The 16492-nt window shown below is 65.6% G+C and carries 18 protein-coding genes; 9 read left to right on the top strand and 9 right to left on the bottom strand.

Translation table 11 applies throughout. The features are described 5' to 3' along the window. Positions 1-25 precede the first annotated feature (25 nt). The gene (locus AB0L63_RS15065; protein WP_364500262.1) at positions 26-1198 is read right to left on the bottom strand and encodes an Ig-like domain-containing protein; all 1173 of its coding nucleotides are present in this window, start codon (positions 1196-1198) and stop codon (positions 26-28) included. A 140-nt stretch (positions 1199-1338) separates the two neighbouring features. Then, the gene (locus AB0L63_RS15060) at positions 1339-2430 is read right to left on the bottom strand and encodes a UDP-N-acetylmuramate dehydrogenase (RefSeq protein ID WP_364500259.1); all 1092 of its coding nucleotides are present in this window, start codon (positions 2428-2430) and stop codon (positions 1339-1341) included. A 40-nt stretch (positions 2431-2470) separates the two neighbouring features. Here AB0L63_RS15060 and AB0L63_RS15055 point away from each other — a divergent pair, with 40 nt between their 5' ends. From AB0L63_RS15055 to AB0L63_RS15045, 3 genes are all read left to right on the top strand, one after another. Continuing rightward, positions 2471-2956 carry a DUF2505 domain-containing protein gene (locus AB0L63_RS15055; RefSeq protein WP_364500007.1) on the top strand — a complete coding sequence of 162 codons (486 nt, stop codon included), beginning with the start codon at positions 2471-2473 and terminating at the stop codon, positions 2954-2956. Between the two features lie 138 nt (positions 2957-3094). Further along, on the top strand, positions 3095-3616 hold the full coding sequence (locus AB0L63_RS15050) for a DUF2505 domain-containing protein (RefSeq protein WP_364500004.1): 522 nt from the start codon (positions 3095-3097) through the stop codon (positions 3614-3616). Further along, positions 3586-4389 (top strand): class I SAM-dependent methyltransferase, encoded by an 804-nt coding sequence (locus tag AB0L63_RS15045; RefSeq protein ID WP_364500001.1) that lies wholly within the window; start codon positions 3586-3588, stop codon positions 4387-4389. The genes AB0L63_RS15050 and AB0L63_RS15045 overlap by 31 nt, the downstream gene beginning before the upstream one ends. Positions 4390-4437: 48 nt before the next feature. Here AB0L63_RS15045 and AB0L63_RS15040 read toward each other — a convergent pair whose 3' ends face one another. After that, positions 4438-5046 (bottom strand): hypothetical protein, encoded by a 609-nt coding sequence (locus AB0L63_RS15040; protein WP_364499998.1) that lies wholly within the window; start codon positions 5044-5046, stop codon positions 4438-4440. A 99-nt stretch (positions 5047-5145) separates the two neighbouring features. On the opposite strand from AB0L63_RS15040, the gene AB0L63_RS15035 reads away from it, so the two are divergent. Beyond that, a complete protein-coding gene (locus AB0L63_RS15035; protein ID WP_364499995.1) occupies positions 5146-5871 on the top strand; it encodes a DUF2993 domain-containing protein in 726 nt (241 codons plus the stop codon). A 35-nt stretch (positions 5872-5906) separates the two neighbouring features. On the opposite strand, the gene deoC is transcribed toward AB0L63_RS15035, so the two are convergent. Then, entirely contained in the window at positions 5907-6533 is a 627-nt protein-coding gene (gene deoC / locus AB0L63_RS15030; protein ID WP_364500256.1) for a deoxyribose-phosphate aldolase, read from the bottom strand. Between the two features lie 194 nt (positions 6534-6727). Between deoC and AB0L63_RS15025 the strand changes: the two genes are divergently transcribed. Next, positions 6728-7288, top strand: a complete 561-nt coding sequence (locus AB0L63_RS15025) for an N-acetyltransferase (protein ID WP_364500253.1) — start codon at positions 6728-6730, stop codon at positions 7286-7288. A 50-nt stretch (positions 7289-7338) separates the two neighbouring features. On the opposite strand, the gene AB0L63_RS15020 is transcribed toward AB0L63_RS15025, so the two are convergent. Next, positions 7339-7605 (bottom strand): hypothetical protein, encoded by a 267-nt coding sequence (locus tag AB0L63_RS15020; RefSeq protein ID WP_364499992.1) that lies wholly within the window; start codon positions 7603-7605, stop codon positions 7339-7341. Positions 7606-7805: 200 nt separating this feature from the next. On the opposite strand from AB0L63_RS15020, the gene purU reads away from it, so the two are divergent. Continuing rightward, complete coding sequence (gene purU, locus AB0L63_RS15015) at positions 7806-8696, top strand: formyltetrahydrofolate deformylase (protein ID WP_364499989.1); 891 nt, start codon at positions 7806-7808, stop codon at positions 8694-8696. Between the two features lie 294 nt (positions 8697-8990). After that, complete coding sequence (locus tag AB0L63_RS15010) at positions 8991-10685, top strand: GMC oxidoreductase (protein ID WP_364499986.1); 1695 nt, start codon at positions 8991-8993, stop codon at positions 10683-10685. A gap of 11 nt (positions 10686-10696) precedes the next feature. On the opposite strand, the gene AB0L63_RS15005 is transcribed toward AB0L63_RS15010, so the two are convergent. From AB0L63_RS15005 to AB0L63_RS14990, 4 genes are all read right to left on the bottom strand, one after another. After that, on the bottom strand, positions 10697-10993 hold the full coding sequence (locus AB0L63_RS15005) for a DUF2516 family protein (protein WP_364499984.1): 297 nt from the start codon (positions 10991-10993) through the stop codon (positions 10697-10699). Between the two features lie 72 nt (positions 10994-11065). Continuing rightward, on the bottom strand, positions 11066-11719 hold the full coding sequence (locus AB0L63_RS15000) for a heparin-binding hemagglutinin (protein WP_364499983.1): 654 nt from the start codon (positions 11717-11719) through the stop codon (positions 11066-11068). After that, on the bottom strand, positions 11716-12216 hold the full coding sequence (locus AB0L63_RS14995) for a helix-turn-helix transcriptional regulator (protein WP_364499980.1): 501 nt from the start codon (positions 12214-12216) through the stop codon (positions 11716-11718). Before AB0L63_RS14995 ends, AB0L63_RS15000 begins: the two co-directional genes overlap by 4 nt. A 177-nt stretch (positions 12217-12393) precedes the next feature. Then, positions 12394-13878 (bottom strand): DUF445 family protein, encoded by a 1485-nt coding sequence (locus AB0L63_RS14990; RefSeq protein WP_364499977.1) that lies wholly within the window; start codon positions 13876-13878, stop codon positions 12394-12396. A gap of 234 nt (positions 13879-14112) precedes the next feature. Here AB0L63_RS14990 and AB0L63_RS14985 point away from each other — a divergent pair, with 234 nt between their 5' ends. Then, positions 14113-14793 (top strand): TetR/AcrR family transcriptional regulator, encoded by a 681-nt coding sequence (locus AB0L63_RS14985; protein ID WP_364500250.1) that lies wholly within the window; start codon positions 14113-14115, stop codon positions 14791-14793. A 257-nt stretch (positions 14794-15050) separates the two neighbouring features. Continuing rightward, positions 15051-16490 (top strand): AarF/ABC1/UbiB kinase family protein, encoded by a 1440-nt coding sequence (locus tag AB0L63_RS14980; RefSeq protein ID WP_364499975.1) that lies wholly within the window; start codon positions 15051-15053, stop codon positions 16488-16490. Positions 16491-16492 lie beyond the last annotated feature (2 nt).

Below are 16492 nucleotides of genomic sequence, written 5' to 3'. Positions count from 1 at the left end.
GCATGTCGCGCCGGGTTTGCCTAGCTCAGCGACCACCGGCCGACAGCGGTGGCACAGGTGTGGCGGACACCGGATTCTTGGGCTCGCCCGGCAATGCCGACAGCCCGGTCCAGGTGTTCCAGTCGATGGTCCAGTCGTAGAGATCACCATCGGCGGCCGACAGCGCGATCGATGTGCCGGTCACCTCGACTGGATCGCCGTAGAGCGCGGTCGGGAAGTAGGCCTGCGCGTCGGTCGGCGACAGATTGATGCAGCCGTTGGTGACATTCGAAGAGCCTTGCGCCGAAAGGGATTCCGGGTTGGCGTGGATGAATTCGCCGTTATTGGAAATGCGTACGGCCCACCGTTCGCGAACGTTGGTGTAGAACGGCGGATTCGACATCATGAAGTCTTCGTGCTTCTCGGTGACGACGTGCACACCGGATCGGGTCACATTGCGCGCCTCATTGCCCTCGCCGTAGCTGACCGGGAAATCGAAGACGACCTGTCCGTCGCGCACGACCTGGATGCGATGGCTCGGCGCGCTGGCCTCGACGATCTGGCTGCGGCCGATGCGGAAATCCGAAGTGAGATCGGAATATCCGAAATTTCCGCCGCCGAGATCCAGACCGTAAAGCTTGGCCGCGACGTGCACGGCGGTGCCGGGCACCCAGTAGTCCTTCGGCCGCCAATGCACGCGCGAGCCGCCGTTTTCATCCGGGAACCAGGCCCAAGCGCCCTCGGTCGGCGGATTGGTGGTGACGGTGAGCGCCTGCTCCACCGCGGCCTTGTTCTGCACAGATCCCTTGAACTGCAAGATGATCGGCGCCGCGATGCCGACCTCTTGGTTATCGGCGATATTGAGCGTCGCGGGGAAGGTGTTCTTCGGGGCCAGGGTGGTGAAGCTGTCGTCGATCGGGACCGGCTTCTGGTCGGCGCCGACCGCGGTGCCGGACCAGGTGTATTTGGCGTCGTAGCCGAGCGGTTCGGTGATCTGGTAGCTGTGCCGGTCCGCGGCGAGTTCGCCGTTGACCTGCTTGCCGTCGGCATTGGTCAGCGCGATCTGATCGATAGTGCCGTCGGTGACGGTGACCGAGATCGGTGCGGTCGGATTGACGTTCTTGGCGTCGGCGCCCGGTGTCAGCGTGACCTTCGCGACGGGGGCGTTGTCTTTGGCGGAGTCACTCTTACCGCTGTTGTCGGTCGAGCATCCGGCCATCAGCGCGACTACCACGAGCAGCACGGCGGAGACGGCGGCGGCTGGTCTGTAGCGGACTGAACGATGGCTCACTTCGTCGAATTTACGCGGCGAAAACCGCGCGCCTCGCCAGCGAGGAATGTGGTGTCGGTTTCACTTGTTCAGAGAGCCACCCCGATGGGAACTGGCTCCGGTTCCAGCCGGATCCCGAATCGATCGGCGACACCGTCACGAACCGTGCGAGCCAGTGCGACCAGATCGGCGGCGGTCGCGCTGCCGCGGTTGGTCAAGGCCAGCGTATGTTTCGTGGACAGCCGAGCCGGGGCATCCTGGCCCGGAAAACCCTTGGCGAACCCCGCCCGCTCGATGAGCCAGCCCGCGGAGAATTTGACGCCGTCGGTCGCCGGATAGGTGGGGATCGTGACGTCGCCCACATGGGCGATGATCGCAGCCTGCACATCCGCGACGCGATGGTCCGGAACCACCGGATTGGTAAAGAACGAGCCCGCGCTCCAGGTGTCGTTATCGGCCGGATCGAGCACCATGCCCTTGCCCGCGCGCAGCTTCAGCACTGCCGCTCGGACCTGATCGGCGGGACGGGAGGCACCGTTGTCCGCACCGAGTGCGTTCGCGAGTTCGCCGTAGCGCAGCGGTGCGCTCGACCCGTCCGGGTCGAGTGCGAAGTCCACCGCGAGCACCACGGCGGTATCGCGATGCTTGAGTGCGCTGGTGCGGTAGCCGAAGCCGAGTTCGGCCGGTTCGACCCAGTGGATCTCGCCGCTCGCGCGATCGAGCAGGCGCACCCGGCGCAGCAGGCTCTCGACCTCGACACCGTACGCGCCGACATTCTGTACCGGTGTCGCACCGGCCGATCCGGGAATGCCCGACAGGCATTCCAGCCCGCCGAGGCCGGCCTCGATCGTCGCCGCGACCACCGTGTCCCAGTTCGCCCCCGCCTCGGCGACCACGCCGTCCGCACCGATCTGCACCGCCTCGTTGCACACGCGGACCACCACACCGTCGAAGCCGTCGTCCGCGATGAGCAGGTTGGATCCGCCCGCCAACAGTAGTAGCGGAATGCCCGCGGTATCCAGCGTTCGAACCGTCGCGACCAGCGCTTCGGTCGTCGCACACTCCGCGACCGTGGCTGGACCGCCGACCCTGAGCGTGGTCAACTCGGCCAGCCGCACCGATTCGCGCAGCCGCGCACCGCTATCGACCAGCAGCTCGCGCAGCTGGTCCGCCGACACCACCCGTGAAGTTCGCACGCCCCAGACGGTAGCCTGTTCGACCATGGCTACACCCCTGGCGTACACGGCTCGCTACTCGTATCCAGTTGCCGCCGTACGCGCGGCCTTCGCCGATGTGCAGTACTGGAAGGACCGCATCGCCGAGGTGAGTGGCGATAATGCCCGGCTGGATTCGGTCACCGTCGACGGCGACCAGGTCAAGGTCGAGATGGTGCAGGTCATCGCAGCCGAGCTGCTGCCCGCCGCGATCACCGCGGTGCGGCCGGGCGATCTGATCATCCCGCGCGCCGAGGCCTGGACCGGTGATTCGGCCACCTTCACCGCGCGGGTCGAGGGTGCGCCGGCCGAAGTCCGCGGGACCATCACGCTCACCACCGACGGCTCGGGTTCGGTGGTGCAGGCCAAGGGCACCATCGAGGTGAAGATTCCGCTGTTCGGCGGGAAGATCGAGGCCGCGATCGCCGAGCGGTTGACCGAATTGCTGGCCAACGAGGAAGAGTTCACGAACAACTGGCTCGCCGAGCACTGAAACACCGCTGGGATCACCCCGCCCCACGCCTCCCACGTGCCGTTCCTACCGTGATTCTGTCCAGACGATATGCGGATTTCGCGTGGGTGAGTATGGAGGTTGTGGCGAATCCGCAACGTTTCGGTAACGTAACCCCCCATGGCTCGCCGACTGGACTATTCAGCCCGCTTCCCACTGCACACCACCAAGGAGCTGTACGCGGCGTTGTCGACCCGGGAGTACTGGGAAGACCGGTGCGCAGAAATGTCGAAACACGCGCCGGGCAATGAGGTCGACACCCTGGAAGTCGGCGACTCCGGTATCAACATCGTGCTCAACCACATCCTGCCGCGCGACATGCTGCCGGAGATCGCGCAGGCGGTCATGCGCAAGGACATGATCATCACCCGCAAGGAGAGCTGGGGACCGTTCGACGAGAACGAGTCCGTCGGCAAGTTCTCGGCCTCCATTCCGGCCGGGCCGGGCAGCCTCGGCGGCACCATTCGGCTGTTCCCTACCGATACCGGCTGCACCATGCGATTCTCCTCGGAGGCCAAGGTGTTCATCCCGATGGTCGGGCCCCGACTCGAACAGCTGATGCTGGTGAACCTCGTCGACCTGTTCCGCGCCGAGGCCGAGCAGACCGTGAAGTGGCTGGAAGAGCAGCACCCGACCCGCTGAGGCCGGTCGGCACCATCACCAGGGGCATCACCGGTGTCAACCGATTGCGACGCAGCGACCGCTGGCTGATCCACCATGAGCTGGTCACCGGCCGACTGTGCGAAGCGGCCGATCCGCTGGTCGTCGACCTCGGCTATGGGGCGAGTCCGTGGACCACATTGGAGTTGGCGACCCGACTGCGTACGGTCCGGGCGGATGTGCGGGTGGTCGGGCTGGAGATCGATCCGGAACGGGTGGTGCCAGGCCGCGACGGCGTCACTTTCGCCCGCGGCGGTTTCGAATTGGCCGGACTGCGCCCGGTGCTGGTGCGCGCGTTCAATGTGCTGCGTCAATATCCGGAGTCGGCCGTTGCCGATGCGTGGGCCACCATTCTGTCCGGGATGGATCCGGACGGTTTACTCGTCGACGGCACCTGCGACGAGCTGGGCAGGCGCTGCGCCTGGGTGCTTCTGGACCGGTCCGGACCGCGCTCACTCACGCTGGCCTGGGATCCGTTCACGGTCGAGCGTCCCTCCGATATCGCCGAGCGCCTCCCGAAGGTGTTGATCCACCGCAATATTCCCGGTGAGCCGATCCACGCACTGTTGACTGCCGCCGATCACGCGTGGGCCCGCGCCGCTCCCCTCGCACCCTTCGGTCCCCGCGTGCGCTGGCGCACGGCGGCGGAGCATTTGCGCCAGGAGGGTTTTCCGATGCGCACATATCGCCGCCGCATGCGCGACTGCGTGCTGTCGGTGCCTTGGGCCACCGTGGCACCCAACGGAACCGGCTGAGTCGCGGCGTCATCGCCACGCGAATCATTCACGACTTCATCGCGCTGATCACACGGCGCTGAGGGCGCGGTACACCCGAACCGCCGCACGCGGGGGTAGTCGCACACTCGCGGAACGGATTTCATTGATGGCGCAGCGATGGATGGCGACCGCGTCACCGACCACCTCATCCAATGCCAACTGCCCGATATCGCTCTCGGCCAGATCGAGCACCGTGCGCAGGGGTGTGGTCACCAGGAAGGCGCCCGCGGATTCGAGATCGGCCGGAACCAGCGGGCGGCGCAGCACCACCAGTCGCGGGGTGACCGGCGGCCGTCCCGCCCCCACCGACATATGCAGGAATCGCGGCCGCAGTCGACCGAATCCGTGCAACTCCGCGGCACTCTGATGCGATACCGCGGCGGCCCCATCGAACCAGGCCGCCCACATGGCGTATTCGTCGAGCGGACCGGTGGGCCAATCGGCCAACCGCAAGAGCCCGACCCCGGCTCGCGTCACCGAACCGTCACCGAGTCCGGCACGAACACGCACCTCACATCCGGCGCGCAGTACCTGTCTGGTGGTGAAGAACCCGGCGTGTCGCCCGGCCAATCGCCGCAGCACACGCCACCCGTGCTCGGCGGAATCGAGTGCGCCGCGCGCCGCATCGCCAGCCATGTCGACCAGGCTACGCTCGAATATTGTGTCGCATGTCACATTCGAACCCTTCATAGCGCCCACAGAGCGAGCACAGAAATGTGCGGAAGAATCGAGCGCATGAGTACGAAGAGCTCATCCACATTGAAGGTCAACCGGCGTGCCCTGGTGATCGCCCTCGTCGTGGTCGCGATTCTGCTCGCTACCGTGCTGGTCGGCGGGGAACTGTATGCACGGCATCAGGTTTCGCGATGCATCAGCACGCAATTCGAGAAGGATATGGGTTCGAAGATCGATGTCGGCTTCGGAGCAAAGCCGATGCTGATCACCTGGATCGATGGGAAGGTCGATCAGGTCAAGGTGGACAGCGCCGATTCCAAGTTCGGTCCGGCCGTCGGCATGGTTGTGCATGCCAGATTCAACGACGTGTCGGTCAGCAATAACGGCAGCGGCGGCACCATCGGCAGCTCGTCAGCCGATGTCACCTGGGGCAACGACGGCATCCGGGAGACGCTCGGCGGCCTGGTCAGCGGCGTGACGTCCTCCTCGTCGAGCGGGTTGCTGACCCTGGATGTGCTCGGTGGGCTCGCCCAGCTGCAGGTCAAGCCGGAGGTGAAGGACGGCACTGTGCAGATCGAGACGATGTCGGCGGCGCTGCTCGGTATAGGGATACCGAAGGATCTGGTGTCGGGCATCGTCGATGTTTTCACGCAGAGTCTGCAGAGCTACCCGCTCGGCATGAAGGCCACCGAGGTCAAGGTCACCGATAACGGCGTCGCGGTGAAGCTGGCGGGTGGGCGGACCGAACTGCCCGCCGCGCAGAACAACAACAACATCAGCTGCTGATTCGGCGGAGGGTGAACTGTCCGCCGGTTTTCGGATCAGACCGGGAATCCCGCAAGCACCGCACGGGATTTCGAGAGCCCGAGACGAGTCGCACCCGCGGCGATCAGTTCGGCGGCTGCCTCGGCGGTCCGGATACCGCCGCTGGCCTTCACGCCGAGACGTCCGCCGACGGTCTCGGCCATCAGCTGGACCGCGTGCACGGTGGCGCCACCGGATGGATGAAATCCCGTGGAGGTCTTCACGAAATCGGCACCGGCGCGTTGGGCGACGCGGCAGACCTCGACGATCGCGGCATCCGATAGCGCCGCCGATTCGATGATCACCTTGAGCACCGCGTGATCCCCTATTGCCTCACGCACCGTCACGATATCGGACAGCACCGCGCTGTAATCGCCTGCGCGCGCGGCCCCGACATCGATCACCATGTCGACCTCGGCCGCACCCTGCTCGACCGCGAGGCGGGCCTCGGCGCCCTTGACGAGCGAATGGTGTTTCCCAGAAGGGAATCCGGCGACCGTCGCGATCACCACGCCGGACGCCCGAATCGGCAACATGGACGGCGATACGCAGATCGCGTACACGCCGAGTTCGCGCGCCTCCGCGACCACAGCGTCCACCTCGGCGGCCGTGGCCTCCGGCGCCAGCAGTGTGTGATCGATCATGGCGGCCACTTCGGCCCTGGTCAGCGACGCGGAATTTGCCACAAGGTGAGAGTGTGGCATACCGGCGGCGAATTCCATTGCGCGCCTCGGACGCATCGCGCACACTCGATACTGTCGGTGGAGCTACGGACAGCGCTGTGCGACTGCCCGACCGATTGCGGATGGCCCATTCGTTCAGGAGGGGAGACGACACCGTGCTGATCCGTCGCGAACGCGCCGACGATGCCGCCGCGATCGCGGCCGTCCTTCGCAGCGCCTTCGGACCGCAGTACGCGAACGCCGATAGCGACCGGGAGACAGCCGAACTCATCGGTGACAGCGCCGCCGACCCACCCGAGGTCGACCTCGTCACCCGGCTGCGCAGCGACTCCGGGTGGATCCCCACCCTCTCGATGGTCGCGGTGGAACACGACACTGTCATCGGCCACGTATGCCTCACCCGCGCGGGCGTCGGCCCATTCCCGGTGCTCGCCCTCGGCCCGATCGGCGTCCAGGCCGAACATCAGGGCAACGGCATCGGCGCGGCTATGATGCACGCCGCCCTCGGTGCCGCCGATGCCCTCGACGAACCCCTCATCGGCCTGCTCGGCAGCCTCGACTACTACCCGCAATTCGGTTTCGTCCCCGCCGCCCGCCTCGGCATCACGCCGGATGAACCGGCCTGGGTTTCGCACTTCCAGGTGCGCCCATTGTCGGCGTACGACGTACAGATCACCGGCGAATTCCGTTACGCGGAGCCGTTTTACGATCTGTAGCGGGCGGTCACGCCGAAAGCGGTACTCCAGGAATGCATTCTCGGCGGCGGTCAGGCGTGGTGGATCATGTCGTAGACGTAGGAGCGTTGGTGTTTGCGGGAGACCCAGGCGCCTTCGGGCGGTAGGTCGCCTTGGCCGGGGTCGTCGAAGGGGCGGCTGAGTACTTCGCCGGAATCGGTGCAGATCGACCAACCGAAGTCGGGCAAGCGCCGACACCAGAGGTCGTGGTCGACCCGTTTGTACGACGGGTAGCCGTGTGCCCAGCCATCGCGGACGAATTCATACGTCAGCCCGTCGAGCTGTCGGACAAACCGCACACGCGTCACATTCCCCATTGTCGGCTTTCCAGCAACATTCGCTCAACACCATCGCGACGTCCGCTGCCGTCCGACGGCAGGATGCGCAGGCCGCCGTCGAGCAGAGCTGGGTGCAGCTACCGAGTCCCGGTCGTTCGCTGTGCGAGCCAGGGCGCGGTGGTGGTGCGAATCGCAGACGGTCGGCCTGGGAAGATAAGCACATGAGTTCCGATTCACCTGCCTCGGACGACCGACGCTTCGTGCTCACCCTCGGGTGCCCGGACCGTCCCGGCATCATTGCCAGGATCACCTCCTTCATCGCCGAATTCGGGGGGTCCATTGTGGAGGCGGGCTACCACTCCGACCCGGATATCGGCTGGTTCTTCACCCGCCAGGCGATCAAGGCGTCGACGGTGTCGTTCGGTATCGCGGAACTGCGCGACCGGTTCGCGGGCATGGCAGCGGACTTCGGCCCGGAGACCGAATGGCAGCTGCTGGACTCCGGTGAGCGGCGGCGGGCCGTACTACTGGTCAGCAAAGACGGCCACTGCCTGCACGATCTGCTCGGCCGGGCCGCGAGCGGTGAACTGCCCGCCACCATCGAAGCGGTGATCGGCAATCACCCGGATCTCGCCGGTATGACCGAGGCGCACGGCGTCAAATTCCACCATGTGCCCTTCCCGAAGGATCCGGCCGAGCGCGGCCCGGCCTTCGACGAGGTCCGTGCGCTGGTCGACGCCCACGACCCGGACGCCGTCGTCCTGGCCCGCTTCATGCAGGTGTTGCCCGCCGAGCTCTGTGAACACTGGGCGGGCAAGGCGATCAATATCCACCACAGCTTCCTGCCCTCGTTCGTCGGCGCCCGCCCGTACCACCAGGCCTTCGCGCGCGGCGTCAAGCTGATCGGCGCGACCTGCCACTACGTCACGGCCGAACTCGACGCGGGTCCGATCATCGAGCAGGACGTCATCCGCATCGACCACGCTGACGAAGTCCGCGATATGGTCCGCCAGGGCCGCGATATCGAACGCGTCGTCTTGGCCCGCGGCCTCCGCTGGCACCTGGAAGGCCGAGTCCTGGTCCACGGTCGCCGCACCGTTGTCTTCTCTTGACCCCGTGCGATCGAGGCGAGTCGAAATGGCGGGGCCCGGTGGCAGCACCTGTCCGATGTTCCGCCGTCGGTACCGGGTGTGATCCGGCGGATCGGTCACCAGCATGGAGGGTGGTTCGGCGAGATTGGGCGGCCCCGGATCCGTCTTGGTCATCACCCCGAGGGGATCACCCCGACGCGCCGACCACAGGAGGTAGAACCGTGGCACACCATGCAGCATCAGCCAGCGGATCCACCTGCGCAGCAACATTTCGTCACCTCCCACTCCACCCATTTCCTATGATGGATAGCCGCTATGACAACAGCGCCGCTGTCGGCGCTGATGGAGCGACCTTCAGATCAGGTGAGAGGCACCATGGAAAGGCGCGGTTTCATCAAGGGCGCTGGTCTGGCCGCGACGATGCTGGGTTTTGCGGGTGGCAGCACGTTTGCGGCGGCCGCCGCTGCGGCGGGACCCGAAGATAACGGCCCGAGCCCGCGAACGCCGGTGTACCGCACGCTGGTGCCGGAGATCTTCGCCCCGCTGCCGGATCCGCCCGATCATGTGCCTGCGATCGTTATCGGATCCGGATTCGGGGCGGCGATCACCGCGCTGCGCTTGGCGCAGTCCGGGACCCAGGTCGCGGTGCTCGAACGCGGGTCGCGCTGGCCGAATGATCCATGGCGCAATATCTTCGCCACCGACACTGTTCCGGATGGCCGCGGCTTCTGGTATCGCAGCACCTTTACCGGCGTGAACAGGATCCCGGTGCAGATCGATCCATTTGGCGGGGTGCTCGACGTTTCCAGTTACCAGGGCATCGAGGTGTGGCGCGGCGCGTGTGTAGGCGGTGGCTCGGTGGTGTTCACCGGAGTGATGACCGAGCCGGAGCAGCGGTTCTTCGACCACGTGTTCGGCGGCGTAGTCGACTACCGCGAGATGCAGGACGTCTACTACCCCAGGGTCCGACAGATGTTGCGACTGAGCCCGATACCGAACGACATCTACGACTCTTTCGCGTTCACCCACGCGCGGGTCTGGGACGAGCAGGTCCGCGCGGCGGGCTATTCGCCGCAGCGCATCGACAGCTCATGGAATTGGGACGTCATCCGCGCCGAACTGACCGGACGATCGCTGCCGTCGGCGACGGCCGGCTGTTCGAACCTCGGCAATTCCAACGGCGCGAAATTCGATCTGAACCAGAACTACCTGCGTTATGCCGAGGACACCGGCTGTACCCACATCTATCCCGGCCATCGCGTGGACGCCATCGCCGAAGACGCGGATCGCTATACCGTCGCCGTCACCAAACTCGCACCGACCGGCGAGGTGCTCGGCATCCGGACGCTGACCTGCGACAAGCTATTCCTCGCCGCGGGCTCCGTCGGTACCTCCGAACTGCTGGTGCGCGCGCGGGCGACCGGCGCGCTGCCGAACCTGAACGAGCACATCGGCGAAGGCTGGGGCAGCAACGGCGACGTCGCCCTGGCACGGCCTGCCACCTCACTCGCCGTAGGTACGCAGGGCACGCCATCCGCGAGCCGGATTCTGGACGAGGCGGGCACACCCGTATCGCTGGAGAACTGGTACGTCCCCGGCACCACACCCTTCGACATCGGCATTGTCGCGTCGCTGGGCATCGTGCTCGACGACACCCGCGGCCGGTTCGTCTACAACCCGACCGACGGCAGCGTGGACCTGCAGTGGCCACCTGACGGCGCTGCCGGCTACCTCGCCCGAGCCCAGGAAGTCAACAACAAGCTGGCCTGCGATTGCCCGTCCCCCAACCGATCGATCTTGGAGCCGGACGCCTCATTCACCCCACATCCGTTGGGCGGCGCGGTGATCGGACGTGCGACGGACGCGTACGGTCGAGTGCGCGGTTATCGCGGCCTGTACGTGATGGATGGGGCGGCGGTACCCGGCAGCACCGGAACGGTGAACCCGTCGTTGACGATCAGTGCGCTGGCCGAGCGCAATATCGAAGCGATCATCCGTTCCGGGGAGTAGCTGGCGCACCGCTACCAGCGCGGCCCGCGCTGAATCTCATCCACCTTCGGCCGCACATCGGCCAGATACACGCCGGTCGCGATAATCGACGCCAGCGCAAGCAAACTCGTGACGCTCAGCGAGAGCAACAGGAACAGCAGGGCCGCGCAGAGGATCGCGATCCAGATCGGTTTGGTCAGCTTGTCCACCGCTGTGAATGCGTCGGGGCGCTGACGGATGGCGTGGATGAGCGCGAAAATCGTCGCGCCGAGCGCCAAGAGCCGCAGCCCGTACAAGATCCAGCTGGCCAATCCGTGCGCTGTGTCCACCAGCCCATCATAGAAGCAACGACCCCGCACCTGTCGGGTGTGCGGGGTCGTCGGCGTGGAGAAGGGCGGGCGTCAGTCCTTCTTGGGGGCGGCCTTCTTGGCCGCGGCCTTCTTGGCGGGCGCCTTCTTGGCCGGAGCCGTCTCGGGCGCGGCGCCGTCGGTGACGGGCTCGGGCTCGGTCTCGGTGGTCACCTCGATGACCTCGGCCTCGACGACCGGCTCGACCTCGGCCGCTTCCTCTTCCTCGGCTGGGCGGCCGATCAGCTCATTGACCTTGGCGAGCGCATCCTCGGCGCGGCTGGCCGCATCCTTGTACAGCGTCTCGACGCGCTCGATCTGATCCTCGACGAGGTGGTTGGCGCGCATCCGCTCAACGGTCTCCTCGCCGCGTACGGCCAGATCCGAGTACAGGTCCCGGACCTGGGTGTAGTACTTCTCGGCGAGCGCCCGCAGCTCCTCCGAGGTGAACTTCTCGCGCAGTTCGGCAAGGTCCTCCGGCAGCTCCGACGGAAGTCCGGACAGTCGCTCGCGCAGCGATTCGAACTGGGCCCGGACATCGGCGGGCACATGGGCGAAGCGCTCGCGGGCCTCTTCGACGCGACCGCTGACATCGGCGGAGACGGCGCGCTCACGCAGCTGGGCGACGGCGTCGACTACCGCGGTGTACACGGCGTCACCTGCGCCGACGGTCGCGAACAGTGGCTTGCTGCTTACGTTTTCGGTCATTCTTCGTTCTCCTGGCGTGGCGAAGTGTGTGATGTGCTCGGAACGACGCTGTCCCACTCATTCCCCCCTGGTTCGCTTCCTGCGTTTTCCCGGCGAAACGATTCATAGATGTCCAGCAGCACCTGCTTCTGCCGTTCGCTGATCGACGTATCGGCAAGCAGGGCATCCCGGACCGGACTGTGCGGCCGCTGCTCGAGATAGCCAGCCCGTACATACAACACCTCCGAAGAGACCCGCAGTGCCTTGGCGATCTGCGCGAGTACTTCGGCGGACGGATTACGCAATCCGCGCTCGATCTGGCTGAGGTATGGATTGCTCACTCCCGCCAGCGTGGCGAGCTGGCGCAACGAGACTTGCGCAGCTTCTCGCTGTGCTCTGATGAAACCTCCGATGTCGTGCGCCGCGTTGGCCACACGAGCCGCCTTTTCGCCGACGCCGCTGGATCTCTCCTGCGAATCGTCGGTGTACTCGGCGGAACCTTCGGACTGGTCTGCCATTACTCACCTTCTGGCGATTGTACGTTTCCAATTCTAAAGCAGAGTGCTAGCTATTGCAAGCATGTTGTTAGCACCCCTTCCGCAAACATTCAGCGCGCTCTGCCCAATTCGCGGCGTTCACGGCCCTCCATGGTTACGCAGGCTGCCGCCTCCGGGCCTGAGCTCACGCCGCGGCGGTCAGCCGCCGAACATCAAATGCGAAATCGTGTAGATCACCAGCCCCGCAAGCGATCCCACGACCGTGCCGTTGATGCGAATGAATTGCAGATCACGCCCAACCTGCAATTCGATCTTCTTGCTGGCCTCCTCGGCATCCCACCTGGCAACCGTATCGGTGACCAGCGTGGTGATCTCCCCGGCATAGTTTTCCACCAGATACCGTGCCCCGCGGTCGATCCAACCGTCGACTTTGGCACGCATCTCGGCATCGTCGCGCAGCCGCTCCCCCAGCTGCTCGACATTCTCGGCCACCTTGCGCCGCAGCGTGGAGTTCGGATCGTCGGCCGACTCCAGGATCAACCGCTTGGCCGCGCGCCAGGTCGCCTCGGCCATGCCGGTGATCTCCTCGCGACCCATGATCTGCGCCTTGATCCGCTCGGCCTTTTTGATCATGGCGTCGTCGTGCTGGAGGTCGTCGGCGAATTCCTCGAGGAACCGGTTCGCCGCGAGCCGCACCTCGTGTTCCGGATTCGACCGCACCTTCCAGGTGAACTCGACCAGCTCCCGATAGATCCTTTCCGAAAGCAGAATATTTACAAATTTCGGAGCCCACTGCGGCGCATCCCGCAAAACGATCCGGTCGATCGTCTCCTGTGAACCGAGCGCCCACTGGTGCGCCCGCTCGGCCAACAAGTCGAGCAGCGGCAACTGCCGATTGTCGGCGAGCAGTTCGGCAAGCACCCGGCCGATCGGCGGACCCCACAGCGGTTCGGCGATCCGCTTGACGATGGTGTTGTCGATGACCTGCTCGACATCCTCATCCCGCAGCACCCCGACCACCGCACGCAGAATGGTCGAACTTTCCTGCGCCACCCGGCCGGCGTGTCCGGGCTCGGCCATCCAGCGCCCGACCCGCCAGGAGACCTGCGCCGAACTCACCTTCACCGAGACCACGTCCGGGGCAAGGAAATTCGAGCCGACGAAGGAGCCGAGGCTGGCGCCGAGTTGATCCTTCTTCTTCCTGATGATCGCGGTATGCGGGATCGGCAGGCCGAGCGGATGGCGGAACAGCGCGGTCACGGCGAACCAGTCGGCGAGTGCGCCGACCATGCCCGCCTCGGACGCGGCCCGCAGATAGCCAACCCAATCACCGCCCGCCCCGCGCGATTCCAGCCAACGGCAGAACAGGTAGATCGCCGTCGCGAACGCCAACAACCCGGTGGCCACTGCCTTCATCTTGAACAGATCGCGGCGCTTGCCCGCCTCGTCGACGAACGCCGCGAAACCGGCCGGTGGTGCTGACGTAGGCGCATCCAACACCGCGGTATCGGATCGGCGGCGTTCGCGGGGCCCTTCCTGGTCACGCTCCGCTACCGCCTCCGGGCCCGTCGCTCGCGCCGCTGTATCGGATCGGCGGCGTTCGCGGGGCCCTTCCTGGTCACGCTCCGCTACCGCCTCCGGGCCCGTCGCTCGCGCCGCTGTGTTGCCGGGAGCTTTCTCCATGACACCCATTCTGCTGTGTGTTACCGCGCGACCTCCCGGCTGATCACAAGCGACATGCAACCGACGCTGAATGGCCGGATTGTGTGCAGCCTGTCGCAACCAACACCCAAACGCGCATGTGGGTCGTTGCCTGGACCTAAGCTGGTGGTCCACGAACCCATACGAACGAGGGAGCTCACGCTGTCCACCGATGACCTTGTCGATGTCGGCGAACGTGCCGAACGACCGGCGGCGGTGCGCACCGGCCGGACGGACGGTCGCAAGCGCCGATGGCGGCAGCACAAGATCGACCGCCGCGAGGAACTGGTCGATGGCACCCTCGCGGCTATTCGCACGCGGGGCAGCAATGCCGGCATGGACGAGATCGCCGCGGAGATCGGCGTCTCCAAAACCGTGCTCTACCGCTACTTCTCGGATAAGAACGACTTGGTCCACGCGACCATGCAGCGGTTCATCGAGACCACCCTCATGCCGCGGGTGTACGAGGCGATCAGCCTCGACGCGGACGAGTACCAGCTGGTGCGTTCGGCCCTGGCCGCCTACGTCGGCACGGTCGACGAGGACCCCGAGGTCTATCGGTTCATCATGGGCAACGGCTCGACCGATCAGTCCTCGCTGGCCGAATTCGAGAAGCTCTTCGCCGAGGTCGTCACCACGGTCATCGTCGATCGCGGCGCCCAGCACGGCTTCGAAACCCAGGGCGCGCTGCTGTGGTCGTATGTGCTCGTCGGCGGCATCCAGTTGGCAACACACTGGTGGACCACGGATAAGGCAATGTCCCGCGAGGAAGTCATCGACTATCTGACCATGATGGCCTGGAGTGCCATCGAGGGCATGGCGCGCGCGGGCGGCTCCCGAGCGATCTTCAACGCCCAGCCGCACGTCCTGCCGCAGCCGCCGCAGACCGGCGCCTGAGCGCTAGCTCGCCATCGCCAATTGATCAATCGCCCGACTTCGCGCGCTAACAGGCCGCTAGCTAGGGCGCTAGCTGAAATGGTGACGGCAGTCTCGACATTGCCGCGAGGTTGGCTACTCTGAACCCGAGCGATGCATCGGTGTCCCACGTCACCACCCCCGGCACTGTGCCCTGATGGTGGTCTGCGCGGGTCGCTACGTGGTCATGCAACTGCGCGCCCGTCGCTCCGACCGCCGGCACCAATGGAGGTACCTCGATGGCGAAGCAAGTGCCGACGTCTCGGCTTGCTCGTGGCACCAAGCTGGGTGCGGTGGCAGCCAGTTCGGTCATCCGAACCCAGCGCACACGCCTATCGATGCGGGGCAGGTCGGCGGCCGTACGCGCGAAAATGGCCGAGGAGTCCATGCTCCGCACCACCGAGCAGGTGGTCACGGTCCTCGGGACCATGAAGGGCGTGGCCATGAAGCTCGGCCAGATGATGTCGGTGCTGGACCTCGATCTGGTGCCTCCGAGCCATCGCGAACGCTTCCAGAAACGACTCGCCGTGCTGCGCAACGCCGCGCCGACGGTGTCGTTCGAGTCGATGCGGCAGGTGATCGAGCAGGACTTCGGGCAGCCGCTGAACGCGGTATTCGCCGAATTCCAGCCAGAGCCGATTGCCGCGGCCTCGATCGGGCAGGTGTATCTGGGGCGGCTGCGCGACGGACGTCAGGTCGCGGTGAAGGTGCAGTACCCGGGCATCGATGCCGCGGTGCGCGCGGATCTCAAGAATCTGGCCATGTTCCGGCGGGTACTGCAATCAGCGATGCCGTGGGTGACGCCCGCCGTACTCGACGAGCTGCGGCTGAATATGGAGAGCGAGCTCGACTATCACGCCGAGGCCGCGACCCAGCTGCAGATCGCCGAGCTTTACGCCGGACATCCGTTCATCTTGGTGCCGCGCTCGCTGCCCGAACTCAGTACGACGCGGGTGCTGGTCAGTGAATATGTGCCGGGCAAGGGATTCGAGGAGATCCGTCAGCTGCCCGCGGCCGAGCGCAACCAGATCGGCGAGATCATCTATCGCTTCTATGTCGGTTCGCTGTTCAGCTTCAACGAATTCTGTGGCGACCCGCATCCGGGAAATGTGATGCTGGCCGATGACGGCCGGATCGGCTTCCTCGATTTCGGCCTGTTCAATCGGATGGATCCCGAACATGTGCGGTTCGAGACGATCTGTCTGCGCGCGGCGGCCGAGGATCGGGCAGAAGACTTGCGGCAGTTGATGATCGAGCGCGGCGTGATCGATTCGCCGGACGAAATCGGCGCCGAGGAATGCCTGGAATATGTGCTCGCGGCGTCGGAATGGTGTCTGGTCGACGAGGAACTGACCATTACCCCGGAGCTGGCCAGCGGCGCGTTTCTGCTCGCGGTGGATCCGCGAGCCAGTGAATTCGCCGGGATGAAACAGCAGAATCTGCCGCCGGAGCACCTGTTCTCCCGGCGTGCCGACTTCCTCACTTTCGGCATGCTCGGCCAGCTCGGATGCACTGCGAACTGGCACAAGATCTCCCGCGAATGGCTCTACGACGAAGCGCCGGTCACCGATTTGGGTAAGGCGCATCGGGAGTGGTTGATCGAGCGCACACCGACGCCGACCAAGAAACCGCGGGCGCGGGCGAAGAAGCCGGCCACGCGCGGTTCCGGCACCGAATAAAT

The organism is Nocardia sp. NPDC051990, assembly GCF_040680755.1.
Taxonomy (GTDB): domain Bacteria; phylum Actinomycetota; class Actinomycetes; order Mycobacteriales; family Mycobacteriaceae; genus Nocardia.
This window is presented reverse-complemented; position numbering and strand designations above follow the sequence as displayed.

Coding starts and splice junctions, on each gene's coding strand:
- AB0L63_RS15050 (WP_364500004.1), top strand. CDS start 3,095: ATGGCTCGCCGACTGGACTATTCAGCCCGCTTCCCACTGCACACCACC.
- purU (WP_364499989.1), top strand. CDS start 7,806: ATGAGTTCCGATTCACCTGCCTCGGACGACCGACGCTTCGTGCTCACC.
- AB0L63_RS14980 (WP_364499975.1), top strand. CDS start 15,051: ATGGCGAAGCAAGTGCCGACGTCTCGGCTTGCTCGTGGCACCAAGCTG.
- AB0L63_RS15055 (WP_364500007.1), top strand. CDS start 2,471: ATGGCTACACCCCTGGCGTACACGGCTCGCTACTCGTATCCAGTTGCC.
- AB0L63_RS15035 (WP_364499995.1), top strand. CDS start 5,146: ATGAGTACGAAGAGCTCATCCACATTGAAGGTCAACCGGCGTGCCCTG.
- AB0L63_RS14990 (WP_364499977.1), bottom strand. CDS start 13,878: ATGGAGAAAGCTCCCGGCAACACAGCGGCGCGAGCGACGGGCCCGGAG.
- AB0L63_RS15040 (WP_364499998.1), bottom strand. CDS start 5,046: ATGGCTGGCGATGCGGCGCGCGGCGCACTCGATTCCGCCGAGCACGGG.
- AB0L63_RS15000 (WP_364499983.1), bottom strand. CDS start 11,719: ATGACCGAAAACGTAAGCAGCAAGCCACTGTTCGCGACCGTCGGCGCA.
- AB0L63_RS15065 (WP_364500262.1), bottom strand. CDS start 1,198: ATGGCCGGATGCTCGACCGACAACAGCGGTAAGAGTGACTCCGCCAAA.
- AB0L63_RS14995 (WP_364499980.1), bottom strand. CDS start 12,216: ATGGCAGACCAGTCCGAAGGTTCCGCCGAGTACACCGACGATTCGCAG.
- AB0L63_RS15010 (WP_364499986.1), top strand. CDS start 8,991: ATGACAACAGCGCCGCTGTCGGCGCTGATGGAGCGACCTTCAGATCAG.
- deoC (WP_364500256.1), bottom strand. CDS start 6,533: ATGATCGATCACACACTGCTGGCGCCGGAGGCCACGGCCGCCGAGGTG.